Genomic DNA, 18,942 nt, shown 5'->3' on the forward strand with positions numbered 1-18,942 from the left:
GTCCGACCGGGTGAGCCTGGGCTACGGCGCCGATGCCACCCGCGAAAGCATGGAACAGCACACGCCGGGCTTCGCGCCGCTCGCGCCGGACATGCGGTCGCACAATTGGCGCGGCGGCGGCTTCGCCACCCTCGGCGTGACGCCGGTGGCGCCGCTCGACCTGTCGGCGACGATCCGCGGCGACCGCCACAGCGACTATGGCGGAAAGGGAACCTGGAGGCTCGGCGCCGCCTACCGGATCGAGCAGACCGGAACCACCCTGCGTTCCAGCTACGGCACCGCTTGGCAACCGCCGTCGCTCTACGAACGGTTCGACCCCTGCTATGGACGGGCCGACCTGCGGCCCGAACGCAGCCGCGGCTGGGACGCCGGTGTCGACCAGTCGCTGCTGGGCGGGCAACTGACGGCCGGAGCGACCTATTTCCAGGCCGGCACCCGCGACCAGATCAACTGGCTCTACGGTCCGGCGGCCAACCCGGCCTGTTCGGGCGGCGGCTATGTCAACGTCGACCGCACCAGGGCGCAGGGGGTGGAGCTTGACCTGGCCGCCCGCCCGACCGCGACCACCGACCTGCGCGCCGCCTATTCCTGGCAGAGCGTGGTCGACGCCAACAGCGGGCAGCGGCTGCGCAACCTGCCGCTCCACCAGGCAAGCGCATCGGTCGGCTGGCGCTTCCTGCCGGCGGCCTACGCCAATCTCGGTCTGCGCTATCGCGACATGATCGAGAATTACGGCACCGGCAGCGCCTTTCTCACCGCCGATCTCCGGCTGTCCTACGAGCTGACCGACGCGGTGACGCTGCATGGCCGCGTCGAGAACCTGTTCAACCGCCGCTACGAGGAGGTCTACGGCCATGCCGCGGAGAGCCGCTCGGCTTATGCCGGCCTGTCCGCGCGCTTCTGATCCCGCCCGTCCCAGGAGGTTCCAGTCCATGAGCACCGCGTCTTCCGTGGCCTCGCACGTCGTCGAGGAGCCCGGCATGGGCCGGGTCGAGATCTTCACATTGCCCACCGATCAGGATCTGCTGCTGGCCCTGCTGAAGGATGCCTTCGAGGTCTGGTGGCGGGACATCCTGTTCGGCACGCTGGTCCAAGGCGCCGTCTTCGAGATCCGTGCTCCCAACGCCCCGCGCAAGGTGTCGCTGTTCGACGGCTACCTGACCGTCGATTTCGGGGCGTGGCATTTCCATGTCTGCATCGGCTCCCACCGGGGCACGCCGCGCAACCCGGTCGATCCGGAGCTTGCCCGCATCCGCCGGACCGCGCGGGCCGAGATGTACCGGGTCCTGGGGGCCGACGGCGCACCGCGGAGCTGGGGCCTGCGGCTGTTCAACGGCAAGGGCGAACAGCAGATGACGCTGTTCTTTCCCAACCCCTTCCTCGGCGAGAACGACCGCATCCTGAAGGAGCCGGACTGGAGCCGCCTGTCGATGTGGGACGGGTTCCGCCAACGCTATCTCGGGCTGATGCCCGATCCGCTCGACCGCAGCGGGAGGGGGTTCCGATGCGGCGGCTGACCCTCCGCCTGATAGCGGGCTGCCTTCTGACCGCGGCCATCCCGGTGGGGATGGCCATTGCCGCCGGTCCGCGGGCGGCGTCCGCAACCGTGTGCGGCGACCAGTATCTTCTGGCGTTGGCCGATCCCGGCCAGATCGCCGCCCTGTCGCCGCAGGCCGCCGACCCCTGGCTGTCGCTGCTGGCCGACGAGGCGGTCCGCCACCGGCAGGTCCGGCCCAGTGCCGAGGCCTACCTGTCGCTCGGTGTCGAGGTGGTTCTCGCCAATGGCTGGAGCGACCACAAGACCGTGGAACTGCTGGAGCGGTTCGGCGTGCGGGTGGTCCGCATCCCGCTGGTCGAGCGGTTCGAGGACATCGAGACGGTGACGGCGACGGTCGCCGAGGCCCTGGGCCATCCCGAGCGCGGCAGGGTCCTGAACGATGCGGTCCGCCGGCGGCTGGCCGCGGTGCGGGCGGAGGATGCCGGTGCCGGCCGCCCGGCGCTTTATCTGCGTCCCGGTGGTGGCAGTGCCGCCGCCGGAACCTTCGTCGACGCGGTGATGGCGGCGACCGGTCTCACCAACCAGGCGACCGCCGAAGGGCGGTCGGGCTGGACCGGCTACGACCTGGAACGCTTCGTCCTCAACCCGCCCGAGATGCTGGTGACCAGCTTCTTCGAGAGTCCCGACCGGTCGCTGCGGCGCGCCTTCGGAGAGCATCCCGCTTTCATCCGGCGGGCAGCGATCACCCCGACCGTGGCGGTGCCCGGCAGGACGTGGGTGTGCAGCGGCTGGTTCCTCGTCGAGGCGGCCGAAGCCCTGGCCCGCGGGCTGCGGCGGCTTCCATCGCCAACTTCAACCAACCGGGGGCCATGATCCATGCGAACGCTGCCTCTCTTGTCCGGCCTGGCGGCCGCCCTGCTGGTGGTATCCGCAGCCGGGCTCGCGATCGGCTACGCGCCACTTCCGCTGACCGGCGTGATCGCCGGCGTGTTCGGCAACGGCGATCCCCTGACGGTCGCCGTCGTCCGGGAAATCCGTCTGCCTCGGCTTCTGCTGGGGATCGAGGTCGGGGCGGCGCTGGGCATCGCCGGCGCGGCGCTCCAGGGATTGCTGCGCAACCCGCTGGCCGAGCCGGGACTGATCGGCGTGTCGGCGAGCGCCGGACTGGGCGCGGTCATCGCCTTCTATTTCGGCTTCGCGGCGCTGTCGCCCTATGCGCTCCCGGCCATGGCGATGGCCGGCGCCCTGGTGGCGACCGGCATCGTGCTGGCGGTCGCCGCCCGCGATGGCCACGGCAATGGGGGCAGCCTGACCCTGATCCTGGCCGGGATCGCGCTGTCCAGCCTCGCCATCGCCCTCACCTCGCTGGCGATGAATCTCGCGCCCAATCCCTATGCCGTCACCGAGATGCTGCTGTGGCTGATGGGATCGCTGAAGGACCGGACACCGGCCGATGCGCTGACCGCCTTTCCCTTCATCCTGGCCGGCGGCGGCCTGCTGCTCGCCACCGGCCGTGGGCTGGATGCCCTGGCCCTGGGCGAGGATGCCGCCCGCAGCCTGGGGATCGATCTGGCCCGGCTGCGGCTGGCCGTCGTCGGCGGCAGCGCCGCGGCGGTCGGGGCGTCGGTGGCGGTCTCCGGCTCGATCAGCTTTGTCGGGCTGGTGGTGCCGCATCTGCTGCGCCCCCTGGTCGGGCATGAGCCCGGCCGCCTGCTGCTGCCGAGCGCGCTGGGCGGAGCGGTGCTGGTGACGCTGGCCGATCTGGCGTCCCGCCTGATCCCCACCGCGCAGGAGGTGATGCTGGGCGTCCTCACCGCGCTGGTCGGCGCGCCCTTCTTCCTTGTCCTCATCCTGCGCGTTCGCCGGGAGGCATGGTGACGATGCTGTCCGCTGCCGCAATCACCCTGCATCTGGGCGGGCGGGCGATCCTGGACGGCGCCGGCTTCACCGCCCGGCGCGGCGCCGTCACCGGCCTGATCGGGCCGAACGGCGTTGGCAAATCCACCCTGCTCCGGGCGGTCGCCGGCCTGCTGCCTCATGGGGGCGACGTCCGCTTTGAGGGGCAACCGCTGCCTGCCGACAGCAGGGCGCGGGCGCGCCTGCTCGGCTATCTCCCGCAAGGCCATCGCGTCCATTGGCCGCTGAGCGTCCGCCGCACGGTGGCGCTCGGGCGGCTGCCGCACCTGGGTCCGCTCGGCCGGCCGGGACGAACGGACGAGGACGCGGTCGAGCGGGTCATGGCGGCGACCGGCATCGCCGGGCTTGCGGCGCGTACGGTGCCGACCCTGTCGGGCGGCGAGCGGGCGCGCGTGATGCTGGCGCGGGTCCTGGCGACGGACACCCCGGTCCTGCTCGCCGACGAGCCGACGGCGGCCCTCGATCCCGGCCACCAGCTCCGGATCATGCTGCTGCTGCGGGCAGAGGCGGCCGAGCGGCACCGTGCCGTCGTCGTCGTGCTGCACGACCTATCGTTGGCCGCCCGCTGCTGCGACGATCTCGTCCTGCTGATGCCGGACCGGCGCGTGATCGCGGGAGACGTGGCGACCGTTCTGACATCCTCCCTGCTGCGCGAGGCCTATGGCGCGACCTTCGCCGTGACTCAGGCCGCCGGCATCCCGGTGGTGCTTCCCCAATGCCCGCCCCCAGTGCCCACCATGATCCAATCCGGAGACCGACAGCCATGACCATCGACGTGATCGTCTGCGAAACCTGCCGCCAGCCCGCTACCGGACCGGCGACCCCTGCCACGGCTCCTGCCACGGCTCCTGCCACGGATCCGGGGGCCGGTTGGACCGGAGCGATGTTCGCGGCCCTGCTCGAAGGGGTCCTTGCATCCGCCGGCCTCGACGATGTCCGCGTCGGCACCATGCGCTGCCTGATGGGATGCCGCCGCCCCTGCGCCGTCCATATCCGCTCGCCGGGCCGCATGGGGTATGTGCTCGGCGACCTGACGCCGGAGCGGCCAGCCATCGAGGCGCTCGTCGGCTACCTGCTGGCCTATCGTGCGACTGATAGCGGTGTCGTCGCGTACCGGGACTGGCCGGACGGCGTCAAGGGCCGCTTCGTTGCGCGGATCCCCGCCCCGGACTTGCAACCTTTGGAAAAATGACGCTTATCTTCAGGGCGGAACGTCGGCTATCGTGCCGCATTCGCAACGGACGGATACACGGACCGGCATGGGCGCGATCCAGGACAGACTGCGACCCGCGCGACGGGCCGGCCTTGCGGCCGGTGCGATCGCGCTGCTGTTGCAGATCGTCGCCTGGGCCTGGATGCCGGCCATGATCGCCTCCGCCAACGCGGCGGAGGGCAGCCGGATCGTCATCTGCACCGCTGATGGGTTCAAGACCGTGGCGCTGGACGATCGCGGTGCTGTGGACGATCCGGCCCGGTTCGGATTGACCAAGTCCAAATCGGTCAAGTCCAAATCGGTCAAGTTCGACACGGGCAAGAGCGATCCGACGATTTCCGGCGGCTCCTGCCCACTCTGTCCGTTGGTCGGCGGGCTGGCGATGCCGCCGCCGGATCCGCTGGTGGTGCGGGCGTCGGTCGGGCGCCACAGTCCGGAATCGTTGCCCGGCGCTGCGATCGCCGCCGGTTGGTTCCTGTCCACCCTCCAGGCCCGCGCGCCACCGGTCTAAGGCCGGAATTTCCGGATCGCCGCGCGAGATCGCTGCGCCGCAATCCGCCATGGTCACTCTGTGGACCGGATAGGAAGGGGGGAGCGTCCGGCTCGAGGCCGGCGTCGAGCCCTGTTCCATCACCATGATTTCCCGCCTCCTTCCAGGCGGGGGAAGCGCGAGCCCGTTCCATCCCGGTCCTGAGTCCGTCGGTGGCCGGCCGCTCGCCATTCGGAGATTCCATGACATACCTGCACGCGGCGGCTGCCGGCCCGCTTGGGCGGGGAGCGGTGACTGTTTCCGGTCTTACCCGGGCGGCGTGGCGATTCACCCGCGCAGCCCTGTTCCTTCTGGCGATGGTCCTGTCCGCGGCGGCGGGCGGGGAGGCGGCCGCCCATGCCTTCCTGACCGACACCGAACCTGCGGACAGCAGCCGGCTGGAGTCCGCGCCGTCCGAGATCCGGTTGACCTTCAACGAACCGGTCACGCCGATCCTGGTGCAGGTGCTCGATGCGGCAGGCCGTCCGGTTGCCGGGGAAAAGCCGGTGGCGGGGCCGGACGGCAGTGTCCGGCTTGCACTGCCGACTCCCGTTCCAACCGGCCTCTACACCGTCAGCTACCGCGTGACGTCGGCGGACGGACATCCGGCGGCCGGCACGCTGCTGTTCGGTGTCGGGGTCACACCGCCGGCTGAGGAGGAGGCCGACAGGGTGCAGGCAGGAGCGGCGGGGCCGGATGCGCCCGCCCTTGCCGCGGTCGCGGTGCGGGCGCTGCATTATGGCGCTCTGCTCGCCGCGACCGGCGGCGGCCTGTTCCTGGTGCTGGTTTCGGGGCGCTGGTCGCCGTTGAACCGGCGGCTGAGGCCGGGTCTGGGATTGATTCTGCTGACGGCGGGACTGTCGGCTGTCCTGCTCGTCGTTCTGAACGGCATCGTTCTGAACGGTTCGGCGCCGGGCACGCTGCTGTCTTCCGCCGCCTGGGCGGAGGGATGGGTGACGGGATGGACCAGTTCGGCCGGCGTCAGCGCGGCGGTGGCCCTGCTGGCCCTGCTTGCCGTCGCCGTCGGGTTGGCGCTGGAGGCCGATCACGGTGCCGGTCCCGTCCTGCTCCTGTCCGGCGCGGTGATCGGTGCCGTGTCGCTGGCGCTTACCGGTCACGCCGCGACGGCGCCGCCGCGCTGGCTGAGTGCTCCGCTGGTGGCGCTGCACGGGCTGATGGCTGCCTTCTGGATCGGCGCCCTCTGGCCGCTGGCCGTCGCGCTGCAGACCGAGCCGGCCGGCGAGGCGGCGCGCCTGATCCGGCGGTTCTCGCGGCTGGCGCTCGTGGCCGTGGCACTCCTCGTCGCGGTCGGCGCGCTGTTGAGCCTCCTGCAAATCGAACAGCCGGCGGCGGTGCTGGCGACGGGCTATGGCTGGCTATGGCTGGGCAAGATGACCGCCGTCGGCGTCCTGCTGGCGCTGGCCGCCTGCAACCGGTTCTGGCTGACGCCGGCACTCGGCGTCGCAGGCGTTGGGAGTGCAGCGGCGTTGCGCCGGACCATCCGGGCCGAGGCGGCGGTTGCCGCCGCCGTGCTTGTGGTCACCGCCGCCTTCGCGCTGACGCCGCCGCCGCGCACCTTCACCGCTCCGGAAACTCCGGTGGGCGAGGCCATGGCGGACATCGGGCCGGCTGGCGATGCCGGATACGCGACATCCATCGGCCGGGGCGACCTCGTCGCCCTGATCGAAGTGATACCGGCCCGGCCCGGTCCCAACCGGGTCACCGTCCACCTGTCCCGTCCCGACGGCCGCCCGGCCGATCCGGCCGACGCCAACCTGGAATGGAGCCTGCCGGCAGCGGGCCTGGCGCCCGTCCGCCGCTCTCTGACGGCTTCGGCTGTCGGGGTGTTCGGTGCCGGCGATGTCGACCTGCCGGTGGCCGGGCGCTGGTCGCTGCTGCTGGAGGTCCGGGTTGGGGAGGCCGGACCGGCGACATTCCGGACGGACGTGCCCGTCCTGCCCGAAGACCAGTCAAAGGAGGTCAAGCCATGACGCCAAACAAGATCAGACGCGGGATTCTTTGGAGTCTTGGCGCGCTGGCCATCGTTGCGCTGGCCGGCCTGGTCGGCTGGCAGTTACAGCGCGTCGGCAGCGGTCACGGCGTTGCGGCGGACGCCCTGACCAAGCTCGGCGGCCCCTGGTCGCTGACCGATCAGACCGGCCAGCCGCGCACCGATCGCAGTTTTCCCGGCAAGGTGCAGGTGATGTTCTTCGGTTACCGCTATTGCCCGGACATCTGTCCGACCGAACTCCAGGCCATCGCCGAGACGCTGGACCTGCTGGGCGCCGACGCGTCGCAGATCCAGCCGCTGTTCATCAGCATCGATCCGCAACGCGACACGCCCGCCGCGCTGGCCGAATACACCGCCCTGTTCGATTCCCGCATCCTCGGTCTGACCGGAACCCCCGATCAGGTCGCGGCGATGGCGACGGCGTTCCGCGTCTATTATGCGCGGATCGAAGCGAAGGACGGCGGGGCGGACGATTATCTGATGGATCACTCGGCTTTCGTCTACCTGACGGACCGCACCGGCGCCGTTGCCGGCGTCGTGCCGCCGGGCACCAAGCCGGCGGACCTCGCCGGCATCATCCGTACCCGACTGAAATCCTGACCCCTCGTTAGAAGGACATGACGATCATGCGTATTCCTGCACTCGCAGCCCTGATGATGTTCGCCGCGGGCACCGCGCTGGCCCATGGCTACAAGGCCGGTTCCGTCGAGATTGAACATCCCTGGGCCCGCGCCACCGCGCCCTCCGCCCAGAACGGGGCCGCCTATCTGGTCCTGAACGGAACGGGCAAGGAGAACGACCGGCTCGTGTCCGCCGCCACTCCGGTCGCGGAGAAGGCGGAACTGCACACGCACCTGATGGACAACGGTGTCATGAAGATGCGCCCGGTCGATGCCATCGAGGTGACGCCCGGCTCCCCAACGGCGCTTCAGCCCGGTGGCCTGCACATCATGTTGCTCGGTCTGAAGCAGCCGCTGGTCAAGGGAAAGGCCTTTCCGCTGACCCTGACCTTCGAGAAGGCCGGTCCCGTCACCGTTCAGGTCGATGTGCAGGGCGCCGGGGCCGCGGCACCGTCGCACGAAGGCATGGGGGATTCCCACAAGACGCACTGAGGCTGGGCGGGGGCGCCGGCCGGCTGTCGGCTGGCGCTTCTCTTCGCAGCCCGCCGCGCGGTCCATGTATGCCATCGGTTCGGAGGAATCCACCGGCTTGTTCCCTGTATCGGTTCCACAACGGCTGATAGGTCTCGCCTTGTCCACAATGGACATGGTATTATCCCACAAAGAACCCCGGTGATTTCGGCAGGCCACGCGACGTGAAGCCGGATATGGCGACAACCCCCGACGGAATGCGGCGATTCGCACGGCACGGCCTGTTGGCCGCGGCCGTTGCCCTGATCGTGCAGCTGATCGCCTGGGCGTGGATGCCGGCCTGGACCGTGTCCGGCGACGGAACCTCCATCCAGTTCACGGCCATTTGCACGCCGGACGGGGTGAAGGTCGTGGCCCTGGACGATGACGGCCTGGTCGCGGAGTTGCAGCCGTCTGCGTTGCCGACGGAAAAAGCGCCCGCAAGCAAGGCCGAAGGCCAGTGTCCACTGTGTCCGTTGATCGGTGGACTGGGATTGGCTCCCGCCCAGCAGACCGTCATGCCGTCGGACGTCGAGCGTCATGGCCCGACACTGCTTCCAGGCAACCAGATCGCCACCGGCTGGTTCCTCGCCACTCTTCAGGCCAGGGCTCCCCCGTCGCTGGGGTGAGGCGCCCCTTGCGGCCGCCCGGTTGCCGGAACGATCCGGCCGGGGCGGCCCGACTGCGAACGCACAGAGCCTGTCCATCGTCAAACGGTCCGTAACCACCCGGCCGCTCAAGCGCCTTTGGCGCGAGCGGTTCCTTCGGGTGTGACTGGCCGGCCGGACAGACGGCGCGAAAGCCTGATCGCGGGGCGCATCCCTGCCGCCAATGCGACGTGACTCCGCGAGGGTCCACCGCCTGTGGACCGGCGAGCCATGCCGCTTTTCCGATAAACGGCCGGTCTTCACGGCCAGTTCTCAAGGATCGCAATTCGTGACGACCCTTTCCGTGCGCCTGCGCGCGTCCTGCCTCATCATGCCCGGCCTGCTCGCCATCGCCTGTCCTGCCGCCTTCCCCGCCGCGGCCCAACAGCAGACCAACCCGGTCCAGGCGGGCGCCTTCCAGTTGGACGCCGTCACGGTCACGGCGACGCGCAGCGAAAACAACAGTTTCGACGTGCCGGCGTCGGTGTCCGTCGTCACCCGCGAACAGCTGGACGATGCCCAGGCTCCGAACTTGTCGGTGCTGCGCAAGGTTCCCGGCGTCGATCTTGGCGGCGGCGCCCGTCCCGCCGGCCAGATTCCGACGATCCGTGGCTTGCAGGGGCCGCGCGTCATCCTGTCCGTCGATGGTGCCCGGCGCAATTACGCCGACAACATCCGCACGCCGCTGTTGATCGACCCGGATATGGTGCAGCAGATCGACATCGTCCGCGGTTCCGAATCGGCGCTCTACGGCAGCGGCGGCATCGGCGGCGTCATGGCCTTGCGCACGCTCGATGCGGACGACATCCTCGCTCCGGGCCGGACGGTCGGCGGCCGGGCGAAGATCGGCTTCCGCAGCGCCGACCACAGCGTTTCGACCAACCTGACCGGTGCCGCGCGCAGCGGCGGTTTGGATATCCTGGGCAGCGCCACCCTGCGCGACGCCGGACGCATCCGCACCGGCGACGGGAACGGCCTGACCAACGACCAGCAGCTGAAGAGCGGACTGTTCAAGGTCGGCGCGACGCTGAACGAGGGCAACCGGGTCCAGCTTTCCTATCAGAGATTCGCCGACGCCCTGATCACGCCCAGCAATCCCGGCGGCAGCGACGCCTTCGGCCTGTTGCAGAGGCTGAAGCGGCGTCAGGACCAGTTCACCGGCAGCTACGCCTTCCATGATGACGACCGGAAGTGGATCGACGGCAGCGCCACCGCCTATTACACCAGGCTGCGCTTCGCGACGACGCCCTACACCGCCGGGGTGACGGCCACCGACATCGAGATGGCGACCGCCGGCGTCGCGTTGCAGAACAGCACCCGCATCGAGATGGCGCCATGGCTGCGCCACCGGATCACCTATGGCATCGACGCCTACCGCGACCGCGCCCGCAACCGCGACGGCGGCGTCGCCAACGCGGTCCAACCGGATGGTGAGCAGATTTCGCAGGGCCTGTTCCTCCAGGACGAGGTGACCATTGCCGAGGACTGGACGCTGACCGGCGCCGTCCGGCATGACCGCTACCGGCTGGAGCCGGTGGGTCAGGCATCGTCCGACAATCAGCGCCTGTCGCCCAAAATCGCCCTGAAATGGCAGGTCCGGCCCTTCCTCGGATTGTTCGTCGGCTATTCTGAGGCGTTCCGGGCGCCCACGTTGGGCGAGACCTATCAGAACCTGTCCACCACCCGCGCTCTTTTCAACTTTCGTCCCAATCCGGGCCTCAAGCCCGAGACCAGCCGGACCAAGGAGGCTGGTTTCACCCTGGCCTTCGACGACGTGCTGACCGGCGGCGACGCGATGCGGCTGAAGACCACCCTCTTCACCGAGACGGTGGACGACATGATCACCTCGGCCACCGTCGGCCGCTACACCCGCGCCGCCCCCTTCTCCGGCACCGGCCTGATCTTCCAGAACCAGAACGTCGCCAAGGCGGACCGCCATGGCGGCGAGATGGTGGCGAGCTACACCGCCGGCGGTCTCGACGTCGGCATCGGCTATTCGCATCTGCGGGCCAAGGACGCCTCGACCGGCGCCGGGCTGTTCGCCCCGCCCGACAAGGTCACGCTGGGCACCCGCTACCGCTTCGAGTCCGGTTGGGCCGTCTGGTGGACCGGCCAGTTCGTCGACGAGCAGCACCGCGACGCGACGGCCTTGCGCCAGCGCGACGGCTATGGGCTGCACGACATCGGCGTGACCTACGACCGCGACTGGTATCGGGTCGATCTCGGCGTCACCAACCTGTTCGACAAGGCCTACGCCACCTATCAGCAGTCGCAGACGACGACCTACACCTACGAGGAAGGCCGCAGCGTCAACCTGACGCTGAGCGCGCGGTTCTGACCCGGCCGCCATCCCGGCCCATCCCGCCAGACCCCAAACGAGGAGTTCCCCCGATGACTGTCCAGCGCGCCGCTTTCGCCGGCCTTGCGATCCTCGGCCTTGCGGCCTGTTCCTCCACCACGCCGGCACCGGACGTCATGCCGGTTACGGTGGCCTTCGCCCTGACGGCCAACGGCAAGCCGGCACGCTGCGGCGAGCCGCTCGGCCCGCTCGGCGCCGGCGGCACCCCGGCGACCCTGCACGATGCGCGTTTCTACGTGCAGGATGTCGCCCTGATCGATGCGGCGGGGCGGGCGGTTCCGCTGGCGCTGGCGCAGAATGATTGGCAGACGGCATCGGTCGCCCTGCTCGACTTCGAGGATGGTACGGGCGGCTGTGTCGGCGGCACGCGGACGACCAACGCCAGCGTGACGGGCAGCGTGCCGGCTGGCCGTTATGCCGGACTGTCCTTCACCGTCGGCGTGCCGCCCGCCCTGAACCACACCAGCCCCGAAAAAGCGGCCCCGCCGCTGGACATCGCCGCCATGGGATGGAGCTGGCAGGCGGGCCGCAAATTCATGAAGGTGGAGGTCGATCCGAACGGCGGTGTCGCCAAGCCCGACGGGGCGAAGGCCAGGACCTGGTACGTCCATCTCGGCGCCACCGGCTGCACCGGCAACCCGGCGGACGGGCAAAGCGTGTCCTGCACCCATTCCAACCGGCTGCCGGTGACCGTCGCCGCCTTCGATCCGGTGAGCCAAGCCGTTGCGCTCGACCTGTCGGCGCTGTTCGACGGCAGCGCGCTGGGCCGGGACCGCGGCGGGGCGGTCGGCTGCATGAGCGGCCCGACCGATCCGGAATGCGGCCCGGTGTTCCGGCAGCTCGGCCTGTCGTTGGAAACTGGGCGACCGGTGACGCCCGGCTCCTCTCCGGCTTTCGCCGTGGTCGCCAAATCGGCCACTCAATCGGTCGTCAAGCCATGACCGGCCGGTTCCGGCGAATCCTGGCTGCGGGCGTCGCCGTCCTCGGGCCTGTGCTCGTTCCTGTGCTCGTTCCTGTCCTCGGGCTGGCGACGGCGACGCCGGTCCTGGCGGCGGACTGGACATGGTCGCTGCCGGGCCATGTGCCGGAGCCGCGTGTGCCCGCCGACAATCCGATGTCGGCGGTGAAGGTCGAGCTGGGCCGGCGGTTGTTCTACGACACCCGCCTGTCCGGCAACGGGACCATCGCCTGCGCCTCCTGCCACATCCAGGGGAAGGCCTTCACCGACGGACGGGCGCTGTCGCCGGGATCGACCGGTGGCCTGACCCACCGGAACGCCCAGCCTTTGGCCAACAGCGCCTGGAACGCCACCTACACCTGGGCGAACCCGGCGCTGGTGTCGCTGGAGCGGCAGATGGAGGTCCCGCTGTTCGGCGACGACCCCGTCGAGATGGGCGTGACCGACGCCAACCGGGCGGCGATCCTGGAGCGGCTGCGTGCCGATCCCGTCTATCCGCCGCTGTTCCGCCAGTCCTTTTCCGACGAGGCGGAGCCGCTGGCCATGGCGACGGTCATCAAGGCCATCGCGGCCTTCCAGCGCGGCATCGTCTCGGTGGACAGCCGCTATGACCGCTATCTCCAGGGCAAGGCCAGCCTGAGCGAGGCGGAGACGCGGGGCATGGCCCTGTTCTTCGGCGAGCGGGCCGAGTGCCACCATTGCCATGGCAGCTTCAATTTCAACGATCAGGTCGTCCATGCCCGGAGCCGCGAGGTGGAGACGCCGTTCCACAACACCGGCCTCTACAATCTGGACGGCACCGGGGCCTATCCCTTCCCCAACCGCGGCCTGTTCGAGTTCACCGCCAAGCCGGAGGACATGGGTGCCTTCCGCGCGCCCAGCCTGCGCAACGTGGCGGTGACCGGCCCCTATATGCATGACGGCAGCATCGCCACGCTGGCGGCGGTGATCGACGCCTATTCCGATGGCGGCCGGGCGGTGCGCTCGGGGGCGCAGAAGGGCGACGGCCGCCTCAACCCGCACAAGAGCAGCCTGATCTCCCGCATCGGTCTGACGCCGCAGGAAAAGCGCGACCTGCTGGCCTTCCTGGGAACGCTGACGGACGAGACCCTGCTGACGGATCCGCGCTGGTCGAATCCCTGGAAGGAATGACGATGAGGAAAGCGACGGCTCCGATCGTGCGGACGTATGTATAGAATAAAAAGATACAGGCCTATGAATCATGGATTGACTCTTCTGGTGATTTTAAAATAAAGAACGAAGCAGGCAAGAATGAAAATGAGGGTGCGCTCCATGATATGGGCGTATATTGCGAATCATTTTCTTTGCCTTTTCTCAATACAACAGGAGGACAACGACATGACCATCAAGATCGCCAAAAAGCAGACCCTGTCCGTGGCCGGCCGATCGGGCGCCTGCTGCGGGTCCTGCTGCGCTCCGGTTGGTGTGAACTGATCGGGAGGGCCGCCGCCCGCCGCCGCGCGCGGCGGCGGCCTTTTCCGCCGAAGGCGAGGCCGTGCCCATGAAGATCGGTTTCAATTTCACGCTGGGGGAGACGCTGCCCCTGGTCCGGAGCCTGCTGGCATCTGGCCGCATCGACTATGTCGAGTTGCTCATCGACAATTTCCTCGCCATCCCGGAGGAGGAGCTGGCCGCCGGCTTCGACGTCCCGGTCGGCTTTCACATCATGTTCTCCAAATTCATCGAGAACGACGCGGTCGCGCTGGACAGCCTCGCATCGCGCCTGCGCCGCCTGATCGACCGCATGAGTCCCCTCTACGTGTCCGACCATGTCGCGCGTTTCACCCATGACGGGCGCCAGCTCTACCACCTCGCCGAGATCGACTACGCCGCCGATTACGGGCGCGTGCGCGAGCGTGTGGACTGGTGGCAGCAACGGCTGGGACGGCGGCTGTTCCTGGAGAATTACCCCTCCATCCTGGACGGCGGCCACGACGCGCCGGCCTTCTTCGAGCGGCTGTGCCGGGACACCGGCTGCGGGGTGTTGTTCGACGCCTCCAACGCGGTTTGCGCCCATCTCAATTGCGGCGTGCCGCTCGAAGCCTGGGACGGCATCATCGACGCGGCCAGCCATTTCCACACCGCCGGCTACAACCTGTCGATCCTCCAGCCGCACCTGGTCCTGGATACCCATGACCGCGCCTTGTCGGACGCGACCATGGCCTTCCTGGAAAGCCGGCGCGAGCGGTTCGATACGCCCGGAGCCACGATGACCTACGAGCGCGACGACAATTTCGACGAGTTGGACATCGCGTCGGACCTCGACCGCTTGCGCGCTCTCTTCGCCGATGACGCCGTCGCTCCTCCCGTTGAAAGGGCCGCGCCGTGACCGTGATGACGCAAGGCCGGGCGGAGCGGCTGATCGACGCCAACCTGCTGGAGGCGCTGACGGTACCGGCCCGCCAGGGCGATTATCCCCGGGAGTCCCGTGCCTTCGTGCGCATCGACACCAGCCTGCGCATCTACTGGCACACGCTGTTCGACATCTGTCCGGGTCTGCTGGAGCTGTCCAGCCCGGACGGGCTGTCCATCTTCCGCCCCTTCATGGCCTGGGCCGCGGATGAAGGGCTGTCGTTGAACTGGACCTATTATCTGTGGGTGGACGTCTGGCTGCGCCGCTCACCCTTCGCCGGCCGGGTGACGCCCGAACTGCGGCTGTCGCTGATCGGCGCGTCGGCCGCCCGATGGGCCACCGGCGACCGGTCGGAGGCGGGCGGCATCGTGCTGTCCGGTCTGGACGCCGCCGATCTGGTCTGTGGCTGGAAAGCGCGAAGCATCGATGCCGGCCGCCAAATCGAGCGGATCGAACTGGAAGACCCGCTGCCGGCGGCGCCGGAGCCTTTCGGCTTCTTCACCGTCCCCGGCGGGGAGTTGGATGGCGGCTTTCCCGGTTGGACGCCGATCCCCCGGTGATGCGGACAACCATGCTCCGGACGGCGATCCGCCGACTGTCTGTCGGTGGGCGTCCATCTGCCGGGCAGCGGCGGGGGAAGCGGCCTTCTGGCGCGGTTACCCGGCGTTGCTTCTCACCTTCCTCCTGGGCCAGGCGGCACCGCAGATCGATCTCGCGCTGCTCGCCCGTTCCCCGGACGGTGCCGTCGCCGCCTATGTGGTGGTGGTGCGGCTGGCGCTGCTGGAGACGGTCGCCACCATGGCGCTCGGCTCGGTCGCCTCGGTCGCGGCGAGCCGCGCCGCGGCGTCCGGATCTGCGGCGTCGGAGGTCCGTGGGGCGCTGTGGCTGGCGGCGCTGGCCGGCGGCCTGTTCACCCTGGCCGGCGCGCTCGCCTATCCGTTCGCGCTCCCGTGGGTGGCGGGCGGGGATGCCGGGGTCGGCGCCATGGCGGCGGCGGCCTTGCCCTGGTTCATCGCCACCACCCCCATCCGCATGGTCGGCGGGACGGCGGCCTTCCTGCTCCATGCCGCGGGGCGGGGCGGGTTGGCGATCCGCTGGAAATTGATGGAGCTGGCCGCCCGCGCCGCCGCAGGGGTCCTGATCGTCGACCGGATGGTTCCCGGCGCCGCCGGCTGCTTCGTCGCCGCACTGCTGGTGTCGGTGCCGTCGGCGGTCTGGGCGGTTGCCGCGTTGCGCCTTTACGCCCGTGATGGCGGTCCGCCGGACCGTGTCTGGCTGTCCGTCCGGCTCAGGGCGGCGGCGTGGGAGTCGCAGCGGCTGCTGTCCTTCCATCTGCTCGGCCTGGTCACGCTGGCGCTGTTCGCCTCCCCGCTCGGCGGCGGCGGGCGGGAGCGGCTGGAAGCCTACGCCTCCGTGTCGGTGATGGTGCTGGCGCTGTTCGCGCCTCTGGTCGCTCAGCTGCGCTTCCTGGCGATGCGGCTGGCCGGCCGTCCTGCGGCTGACGTGGCCGTGATGGTCCGCACCCGGTTGGCCTGGGGGATGGCGGTCGGGAGCATGGCCGGCCTGATGCTGGCCATGGCTGGCGATGGGCTCGGGCGGTGGGGTTACGGCCAGGAGGGGCGCTGGTGGTCTGCCCTTGTGTGTGCGCTCGCCCTGTCGGTGCCCTGGCGGGTCGTCGGCAACATGTTGCGGGCCGCCTTGCAGGCCACCGGCGGCTTCGTCGGGGTGGCGCGGGCCGATGGCCTGTTCGGCTGGCTGTGCGGCTTGCCGCTGACCGCGTTGGGGCTGTGGTGGGATCGTCCCGCCCTTGCCGCCGGCACTCTGCTGGTGCCGGAGATCGTCGCTGTGGTCTGGCTGTGGAGCCGGCTGGCCCGCGCCGCGCGGACCGCAGCAGGCGACTCCACAACCATGCGGGCTCAGTCCACCGTGTCGGTGGCCGGCAGGTGATGTTCGTGCCAGACGGCGTTCAGGATGCCGCAGGCGCAGGCGAAGCCCACGCCGAGGATCCAGGCGAAATACCACATGGCCGGTGTTCTCCTGTGTTGGGGATGGTTCAATAGAGGCTGGAGGGGTTGCGCTGGATGTCCGCCGGCCCGACCCGTCCGCGCAGGACGCGGAAGATCAGGCTGGTGTAGGCCAGGATCAGCGGCAGGAAGATCAGTGTCGCCACCAGCATCACCAGCAGCGTGCGGTGGCTGGAGGAGGCGTCCCACACCGTCAGGCTGGCCGACGGGACGAGGCTGGAGGGCATCAGCATCGGGAACATGCTGACTCCCGCCGTGGCGACGATGCCGGCGATGCCGGTGGCGCTGGCGATGAAGGCGGCACCCGGCCTGTCCTTCAGGGTGGCGATGAAGGCACCCGCCGGGCCGAGCACCCCCAGGACCGGCGCCGCGATCATCCAGGGATGGGCGGCGTAGTTGGCGAGCCAGCCGCCCGGCCGGAGTTCGACCTGCTTGAACAGCGGGTTGGACGGCCCGTCGGTCACCACGGTTCCGACCAGGGCGTAGCCCGGCAGCCCCAGCGCGACCCACAGCCCGGCGAGCAGGAACAGCAGGATGGTGGCCGGCGCCCCGGCGCGGACATAGGCGGCGGCGCGCTGCCTGACCGTGCCGTCGGTCTTCAAGGCGAGATAGACGGCGCCATGGGTGGTCAGCATGGCGAGCGACAGCAGCCCGGCGAGCAGGCCGAAGGGGTTGAGCAGTTCCAGCAGCCCGCCGCCCTCGTAGAACACGCGCAGATCGCCGTCGATGCGGAAGGGCACACCTTGCAGCAGGTTGCCGAAGGCGACGCCGAACACCAGCGACGGCACCACCCCGCCCGCCACCAGGGCGGCGTCCCAGAAGCCGCGCCAGCGGGTGTCGGCGAACTTGTTGCGGAACTCGAACCCGACCGGGCGCAGGATCAGCGTGACCAGCACGAGGAACAGCGCGATGTAGAAGCCGGAGAAGGCGGCTGCATAGATCGCCGGCCAGGCGGCGAAGATGGCGCCGGCCCCCAGGACCAGCCAGACCTGGTTGCCGTCCCACACCGGGCCGATGCTGTTGATGGCGACGCGCCGCTCCAGGTCGGTGCGGGCGACCAGCGGCAGCAGGGCAGCGACCCCCAGATCGAAGCCGTCCATCACGGCGAAGCCGATCAGCAGGACGCCCAGGAACAGCCACCAGATCAGGCGGAGATGCTCGTAATCGAACAGGATTTCCATGGTCGGGTCCTCAGGCGGCGGGAACGGGCTGTGCGGCGGGGGAGGGAGGCCGCAGGGCGTCGGCCGGGCCGATGCGGATGTATTTGCGCATCAGGATCACGTCGACGATCAGCAGCGAGGTGTAGAACAGGACGAAGCCTGACAGCGAGAACAGCACCTGTCCGGCCGACAGCGCCGAGGAGGCGAGGAAGGTCGGCAGAACCCCGTCGATGGCCCAGGGCTGGCGGCCATATTCGGCCACCACCCATCCCAGCTCCGCCGCCAGCCAGGGCAGCGGCAGCGACCAGACGCAGATCCTCAGGAACAGCGGATGCTCGAAGTCGCGGCGGCAGGAGCGCCAGAAGGCGACCGCGAACAGGCCGATGAAGAAGAAGCCGAGCCCCACCATGACGCGGAAGCTCCAGAACAGCGGCGGGACGGCGGGGATCACGTCGTTGGCCGCCCGCAAGATGGTGGTGTCGTCCGCGGTCCGTGGATCGGCGACATAGCGCTTCAGCAGCAGGGCGTGTCCCAGGTCGCCGGAATGCGCCGCCAGCGTGGCGCGGGCCTCGGCATCGCCGCGGTTGGCGCGCAACCGCTCCAGCGCGTCGTAAGCGATCAGGCCGTTGCGGATGCGGGCCTCCGCCCGCCGGACCAGATCGTCGATGCCCGGCAGCACCGTGTTGGCCGAGCGGGTGGCGATCAGCCCCAGCGCCCAGGGAACCGTCACCGCCGCGTGGTTCTCCCGCGCCTGCTGGTCGGGGATGGCGAACAGGGTGAAGCCGGCCGGAGCCGGTGCGGTCTCCCACATCGCTTCGATGGCGGCCAGCTTGACCTTCTGGTGCTCGCTGATGGTGTATCCGCTCTCGTCGCCGAGCACGGCGGCCGACAGGGCGGCGGCCAGTCCGAAGGCCGAGGCGACGATCATCGAGCGGGTGGCGAAGGCGCGATGACGGCCCTTCAGAAGATACCAGGCGCTGACCGACAGCACGAAGATGGAGCCGGTGACGTAGCCGGCGCTGACGGTGTGGACGAATTTCGCCTGCGCCACCGGGTTGAACAGCAAATCCCAGAAGGAGGCCAGTTCCATCCGCATGGTGTCGGGATTGAATTCGCACCGAC

General features: G+C 69.5%; 21 protein-coding genes. 18 read left to right on the plus strand and 3 right to left on the minus strand.

Annotated features, from left to right (window positions below):
• From I71_RS34335 to mbnM, 18 genes are all read left to right on the plus strand, one after another.
• Positions 1–904, plus strand: a 904-nt coding sequence (locus I71_RS34335) for a TonB-dependent siderophore receptor (protein WP_042704786.1), incomplete at its 5' end; no start/stop codon positions are given.
• A 28-nt stretch (positions 905–932) separates the two neighbouring features.
• Positions 933–1,517: a hypothetical protein gene (locus I71_RS34340; protein ID WP_042704787.1), complete on the plus strand. Its 585-nt coding sequence runs from the start codon at positions 933–935 to the stop codon at positions 1,515–1,517.
• A complete protein-coding gene (locus I71_RS34345) occupies positions 1,505–2,371 on the plus strand; it encodes an ABC transporter substrate-binding protein (RefSeq protein ID WP_042704788.1) in 867 nt (288 codons plus the stop codon). Before I71_RS34340 ends, I71_RS34345 begins: the two co-directional genes overlap by 13 nt.
• Before the next feature lie 3 nt (positions 2,372–2,374).
• The gene (locus tag I71_RS34350) at positions 2,375–3,376 is read left to right on the plus strand and encodes an iron ABC transporter permease (protein ID WP_042704789.1); all 1,002 of its coding nucleotides are present in this window, start codon (positions 2,375–2,377) and stop codon (positions 3,374–3,376) included.
• A gap of 2 nt (positions 3,377–3,378) precedes the next feature.
• The gene (locus I71_RS34355) at positions 3,379–4,182 is read left to right on the plus strand and encodes an ABC transporter ATP-binding protein (RefSeq protein ID WP_244434231.1); all 804 of its coding nucleotides are present in this window, start codon (positions 3,379–3,381) and stop codon (positions 4,180–4,182) included.
• A complete protein-coding gene (locus tag I71_RS34360) occupies positions 4,179–4,607 on the plus strand; it encodes a DUF1636 domain-containing protein (protein WP_042704791.1) in 429 nt (142 codons plus the stop codon). The genes I71_RS34355 and I71_RS34360 overlap by 4 nt, the downstream gene beginning before the upstream one ends.
• Positions 4,608–4,674: 67 nt before the next feature.
• The gene (locus I71_RS34365; RefSeq protein WP_042704792.1) at positions 4,675–5,139 is read left to right on the plus strand and encodes a DUF2946 family protein; all 465 of its coding nucleotides are present in this window, start codon (positions 4,675–4,677) and stop codon (positions 5,137–5,139) included.
• A gap of 221 nt (positions 5,140–5,360) precedes the next feature.
• Positions 5,361–7,148 (plus strand): copper resistance CopC/CopD family protein, encoded by a 1,788-nt coding sequence (locus I71_RS34370; RefSeq protein WP_083897540.1) that lies wholly within the window; start codon positions 5,361–5,363, stop codon positions 7,146–7,148.
• On the plus strand, positions 7,145–7,768 hold the full coding sequence (locus I71_RS34375; protein WP_042704793.1) for an SCO family protein: 624 nt from the start codon (positions 7,145–7,147) through the stop codon (positions 7,766–7,768). The genes I71_RS34370 and I71_RS34375 overlap by 4 nt, the downstream gene beginning before the upstream one ends.
• Before the next feature lie 17 nt (positions 7,769–7,785).
• Positions 7,786–8,280: a copper chaperone PCu(A)C gene (locus I71_RS34380; protein WP_042704794.1), complete on the plus strand. Its 495-nt coding sequence runs from the start codon at positions 7,786–7,788 to the stop codon at positions 8,278–8,280.
• A 203-nt stretch (positions 8,281–8,483) separates the two neighbouring features.
• Complete coding sequence (locus I71_RS34385) at positions 8,484–8,927, plus strand: DUF2946 family protein (RefSeq protein WP_244434232.1); 444 nt, start codon at positions 8,484–8,486, stop codon at positions 8,925–8,927.
• A gap of 307 nt (positions 8,928–9,234) precedes the next feature.
• On the plus strand, positions 9,235–11,283 hold the full coding sequence (locus I71_RS34390) for a TonB-dependent hemoglobin/transferrin/lactoferrin family receptor (protein WP_244434233.1): 2,049 nt from the start codon (positions 9,235–9,237) through the stop codon (positions 11,281–11,283).
• Between the two features lie 53 nt (positions 11,284–11,336).
• Positions 11,337–12,245 carry an MbnP family copper-binding protein gene (locus I71_RS34395; RefSeq protein ID WP_042704796.1) on the plus strand — a complete coding sequence of 303 codons (909 nt, stop codon included), beginning with the start codon at positions 11,337–11,339 and terminating at the stop codon, positions 12,243–12,245.
• 62 nt (positions 12,246–12,307) lie between these two features.
• Positions 12,308–13,414 carry a methanobactin export MATE transporter MbnM gene (locus I71_RS34400; RefSeq protein ID WP_042704801.1) on the plus strand — a complete coding sequence of 369 codons (1,107 nt, stop codon included), beginning with the start codon at positions 12,308–12,310 and terminating at the stop codon, positions 13,412–13,414.
• A 207-nt stretch (positions 13,415–13,621) separates the two neighbouring features.
• Positions 13,622–13,717, plus strand: a complete 96-nt coding sequence (mbnA, locus tag I71_RS38655) for a methanobactin (protein WP_159107464.1) — start codon at positions 13,622–13,624, stop codon at positions 13,715–13,717.
• A 67-nt stretch (positions 13,718–13,784) separates the two neighbouring features.
• Entirely contained in the window at positions 13,785–14,612 is an 828-nt protein-coding gene (gene mbnB / locus I71_RS34405; RefSeq protein WP_042704797.1) for a methanobactin biosynthesis protein MbnB, read from the plus strand.
• A 5-nt stretch (positions 14,613–14,617) separates the two neighbouring features.
• Complete coding sequence (gene mbnC, locus I71_RS34410; RefSeq protein WP_148294445.1) at positions 14,618–15,196, plus strand: methanobactin biosynthesis protein MbnC; 579 nt, start codon at positions 14,618–14,620, stop codon at positions 15,194–15,196.
• Positions 15,159–16,583 carry a methanobactin export MATE transporter MbnM gene (mbnM, locus tag I71_RS34415; RefSeq protein ID WP_375731239.1) on the plus strand — a complete coding sequence of 475 codons (1,425 nt, stop codon included), beginning with the start codon at positions 15,159–15,161 and terminating at the stop codon, positions 16,581–16,583. Before mbnC ends, mbnM begins: the two co-directional genes overlap by 38 nt.
• Here mbnM and cydX read toward each other — a convergent pair.
• The 3 genes from cydX to I71_RS34425 form a co-directional block, all read right to left on the minus strand.
• Positions 16,553–16,660 carry a cytochrome bd-I oxidase subunit CydX gene (gene cydX, locus I71_RS35405; RefSeq protein ID WP_049976484.1) on the minus strand — a complete coding sequence of 36 codons (108 nt, stop codon included), beginning with the start codon at positions 16,658–16,660 and terminating at the stop codon, positions 16,553–16,555. The two genes, mbnM and cydX, sit on opposite strands and share 31 nt — an antisense overlap.
• Positions 16,661–16,689: 29 nt before the next feature.
• A complete protein-coding gene (gene cydB / locus I71_RS34420) occupies positions 16,690–17,841 on the minus strand; it encodes a cytochrome d ubiquinol oxidase subunit II (protein ID WP_042704798.1) in 1,152 nt (383 codons plus the stop codon).
• Positions 17,842–17,851: 10 nt separating this feature from the next.
• The coding region (locus tag I71_RS34425; protein WP_042704804.1) for a cytochrome ubiquinol oxidase subunit I at positions 17,852–18,942 on the minus strand (1,091 nt) is incomplete at its 5' end.

Origin of the sequence: Azospirillum sp. B506 (assembly GCF_000333595.1) — a bacterium.
Lineage (GTDB): Bacteria > Pseudomonadota > Alphaproteobacteria > Azospirillales > Azospirillaceae > Azospirillum.

What these genes read in the sequence shown, in the direction of transcription:
- cydB (WP_042704798.1), bottom strand. Translation starts at nt 17,841, where the DNA reads ATGGAAATCCTGTTCGATTACGAGCATCTCCGCCTGATCTGGTGGCTG.
- I71_RS34355 (WP_244434231.1), top strand. Translation starts at nt 3,379, where the DNA reads ATGCTGTCCGCTGCCGCAATCACCCTGCATCTGGGCGGGCGGGCGATC.
- mbnA (WP_159107464.1), top strand. Translation starts at nt 13,622, where the DNA reads ATGACCATCAAGATCGCCAAAAAGCAGACCCTGTCCGTGGCCGGCCGA.
- mbnC (WP_148294445.1), top strand. Translation starts at nt 14,618, where the DNA reads ATGACGCAAGGCCGGGCGGAGCGGCTGATCGACGCCAACCTGCTGGAG.
- cydX (WP_049976484.1), bottom strand. Translation starts at nt 16,660, where the DNA reads ATGTGGTATTTCGCCTGGATCCTCGGCGTGGGCTTCGCCTGCGCCTGC.
- I71_RS34345 (WP_042704788.1), top strand. Translation starts at nt 1,505, where the DNA reads ATGCGGCGGCTGACCCTCCGCCTGATAGCGGGCTGCCTTCTGACCGCG.
- I71_RS34350 (WP_042704789.1), top strand. Translation starts at nt 2,375, where the DNA reads ATGCGAACGCTGCCTCTCTTGTCCGGCCTGGCGGCCGCCCTGCTGGTG.
- I71_RS34375 (WP_042704793.1), top strand. Translation starts at nt 7,145, where the DNA reads ATGACGCCAAACAAGATCAGACGCGGGATTCTTTGGAGTCTTGGCGCG.
- I71_RS34370 (WP_083897540.1), top strand. Translation starts at nt 5,361, where the DNA reads ATGACATACCTGCACGCGGCGGCTGCCGGCCCGCTTGGGCGGGGAGCG.
- mbnM (WP_375731239.1), top strand. Translation starts at nt 15,159, where the DNA reads ATGGCGGCTTTCCCGGTTGGACGCCGATCCCCCGGTGATGCGGACAAC.
- mbnB (WP_042704797.1), top strand. Translation starts at nt 13,785, where the DNA reads ATGAAGATCGGTTTCAATTTCACGCTGGGGGAGACGCTGCCCCTGGTC.
- I71_RS34340 (WP_042704787.1), top strand. Translation starts at nt 933, where the DNA reads ATGAGCACCGCGTCTTCCGTGGCCTCGCACGTCGTCGAGGAGCCCGGC.
- I71_RS34365 (WP_042704792.1), top strand. Translation starts at nt 4,675, where the DNA reads ATGGGCGCGATCCAGGACAGACTGCGACCCGCGCGACGGGCCGGCCTT.
- I71_RS34360 (WP_042704791.1), top strand. Translation starts at nt 4,179, where the DNA reads ATGACCATCGACGTGATCGTCTGCGAAACCTGCCGCCAGCCCGCTACC.
- I71_RS34380 (WP_042704794.1), top strand. Translation starts at nt 7,786, where the DNA reads ATGACGATCATGCGTATTCCTGCACTCGCAGCCCTGATGATGTTCGCC.
- I71_RS34395 (WP_042704796.1), top strand. Translation starts at nt 11,337, where the DNA reads ATGACTGTCCAGCGCGCCGCTTTCGCCGGCCTTGCGATCCTCGGCCTT.